Annotated in this window: 3 protein-coding genes; all 3 read left to right on the top strand. The window is 56.2% G+C overall.

The window, feature by feature from the left end:
* On the top strand, window positions 1-886 hold an 886-nt coding region (locus AC1DXO_RS26050), incomplete at its 5' end, for a calcium-binding protein (RefSeq protein WP_476981131.1).
* A gap of 55 nt (window positions 887-941) precedes the next feature.
* The gene (locus AC1DXO_RS26045; protein ID WP_476981130.1) at window positions 942-1,124 is read left to right on the top strand and encodes a hypothetical protein; all 183 of its coding nucleotides are present in this window, start codon (window positions 942-944) and stop codon (window positions 1,122-1,124) included.
* Between the two features lie 177 nt (window positions 1,125-1,301).
* On the top strand, window positions 1,302-3,188 hold a 1,887-nt coding region (locus AC1DXO_RS26040; protein WP_476981129.1), incomplete at its 3' end, for a calcium-binding protein.

Genomic DNA, 3,188 nt, shown 5'->3' with positions numbered 1-3,188 from the left:
GTATGTCGAAAACATCACGCTGACCGGCACGACCGATATCAATGCAACCGGTAATGCGCTGGCCAACACGCTGATCGGCAATTCGGGCAACAACGTTCTGAACGGCCTTTCGGGCATCGACAAGATGTTTGGTGGCGCCGGGAACGATACCTACTATATCGACAATGCCGGCGACCGGACCTATGAAGTGGCCCATGATCTGACCGACAGCGGCGGGCACGACGTGGTCTATGCCGGTGTGCAGACTACACTGGAAAAATTCGTCGAGGACCTGGTTATCACCGGCACCTTCAATCTGGGTGGAACCGGTAACGCGCTGGACAACCATATCACCGGCAATTCCGGTAACAACGTGTTGACAGGCCGGGATGGCAACGACGTTCTGGACGGCGCCGGCGGCGCCGACCGACTGGTCGGTGGTCTGGGTGACGATAGCTACTATGTCGACAACGTCGGTGACCGGGTAATCGAAAACATCGGCCAGGGCAACGATACGGTCTATAGCTCGACCAGCTTTTATCTCGGTCACCAGTATGTCGAGACCCTGGCCCTGACAGGCACGGCCGATATCAATGCCGCGGGCAACGACAACGCCAATACGCTGATCGGCAATGATGGCAATAACGTCATGAACGGCGGCCGCGGCGACGATATCCTGACGGGCGGCACCGGCGCGGACACGTTCTTTTTCAATTTCCAGTCCGGAATCGATACTATCACGGACTTCAATTCGGCAGAGGGCGACATCATCGAGTTGCATCGGATGCCGGCCGACGTGATCATCACCATGGACGGGGCTGACATTCTGCTCGATTTTAGCGGTGGTAACACGCTCCGACTGGTCGCGCCGGTCAACTGGGACAGCCATAGCATTCTGCTGACCTGATATCGGGAACGACAGGTTTGCTGGCGGTCAAGGTGCCGATACCTCCATCTTTGGGTTGGGTTCGGGTGCCGACGCCGCCAGCAACTTCGACGCGGCCGAAGGCGACAAGATCGCCTTTGGCGGTGATATCACCGTCGTCCGGTCTGGCGCCGATAGCCTTATCGACCTGGTTGGCGGCAATGTCATCACCATGCAGCCTGCTGCTGTAGGCGATGTGACTGGCCATATCATCTGGTAAGGCGGGCCTTGGGCGTCACCGCCCGTGTGGCCCGTGTTTTGGTTAAATTGCTTGATAAAACAAAAAGTTATAGCAAAATGGCGATTCTACTCAAGTCATTTTGCTCTAACGCAAATTTAAAAAGTTTCTTTGCTTCCGGTCGAAAATCGGCGGAAGCTCTTTGAGAGGTTTACAAAAATGACTGACTACACTGCCGGACCGGTTACCCAAGTCGCCACTGTATCGAAAACAACTTACAATTCGGATGTCAAAGCGCTGGTGGGTGGCGGATATGTCGTCGTGTATCAGGAATCTGCAGACTTCTTTAATTTTCCATTTTACGCGACCATTCATATTCAGGTTTACAACGCGGCCGGGGAAAAAGTCGGAACCGAGGCCAAGATCGATTTTCCCAACAGGGATGACAAGGCGCTTGACGGCGCCCTGGCTCTCGCCGACGGCAGTTTTCTTGTCACATGGACGGACGGATGGGGGGCGGCCTATTCGCAACAGCATTATGATGCCACCGGCACGGCTATCGGCAGCGAAGTCCAGCTTCCCCACAAGATTGTCGGACTATCCGGCAGTAGTTATGTAGGTGTCAGAAGCGTTAATATCGACAACGCGCACAGTGAACTGTTCTACCAGGTTTACGATCAGGATTTCCAGGCCGCAGGGCCGGAGATCCAGATCGATGATGGCGGCGCCTTCACCAGATATCCTGAAAGCTTCGCGCGGCTGAACGATGGCGGACTGGTCTTTATTTTTAACAGCATCGGCCAGGACGGTGACGGCTCCGGCAGCTATGTCCAGCAATTCGACAGCGAAGGCCAGAAGGTCGGTTCTGAAGTTCAGCTCGACACGGCACACACAGCCGGTAATCAGGTCGATGCCGATATCGCGGCTCTCGCGAACGGCGGCTATGTTGTCACCTGGGTCAATGCCGAATCAACCTCGCCTTACGGTGCGGAAGTCCTGGCACAGCGTTTCGACGCGTCCGGCAACAAGGTCGGCGAAGAGGTCCACGTACCGCTCGGTGCCAATAATGCATTCAATCCTGACGTTATCGGACTTAGCGATGGCGGTTACGTGATTGCGTGGCGCGGAGCCGGCGTCGATACGTCCGGTATCTATACCCAGCGCTTCGACGACACGGGCGCAAAGGCCGGCCCCGAGACGTTTTCCAGCACAACACAGGCGGCGGGGGAAAGACTGACCGAGTTAAGTGATGGCAGTTATGTGCTCGAGTGGGCCGAGAACGACTATCTCAACGGAACATCGAAGGTTTTTCAGGAGATATTTTCCCGTGTTCTGTCGCATTCGCTGGAGCTTACCGGCGACCAGCACGACAATACACTGGATGGAACGACCGAGCTTGGCATGCAGATGCATGGCTTGGCGGGAAATGATACCTATATCGTCGACGATGCGGATGATCGAGTTTTTGAGACGGCGGACAGCCTGGACACCGGCGGTCGCGACACAGTCGTGGCGTCGATCGGTTTCACACTTGGTCTAAATGTTGAGAACCTGACCCTGTCAGGCGCGGCTTCAATCGACGGGACGGGCAATCTGCTTGCCAATGTCATTACGGGCAACGGCGCTGCCAATCACCTGATCGGCTTTGCAGGCAACGATAAACTCGATGGCGGCGTGGGAGCCGATACCATGACCGGCGGTATCGGCGCCGATACCTATATCGTCGATGAAATCGGCGATGTGGTGATTGAACTGGCCGGACATGGCACGGATACTGTGAAGTCGTCAGTGCGTTATACGCTGGGCGACAATGTCGAGCGGCTGACCCTGACGGGGACGCTCAATATCGCCGGTACCGGCAATGCGCTCGACAATATTCTCATCGGCAACGAAGGTAACAATCGACTCGATGGCGGCGCTGGCGCCGACACTATGGCCGGCGGCCTGGGCAATGACTTTTATACGATCGACAATGCCGGCGATGTCATCCGCGAAGCGGTCGGCCAGGGAATTGACGGCGTCATCGTCGGTTTCTCCTACGCTCTGGGCGGTCAGTATGTCGAAAACATCACGCTGACCGGCACGACCGATATCAATGCAACCGGT

The organism is Asticcacaulis sp. P2_C5 (assembly GCF_056404555.1).
The sequence above is the reverse complement of the archived record's forward strand: the minus strand, read 5'-3'. Positions and strand labels throughout refer to the sequence as shown.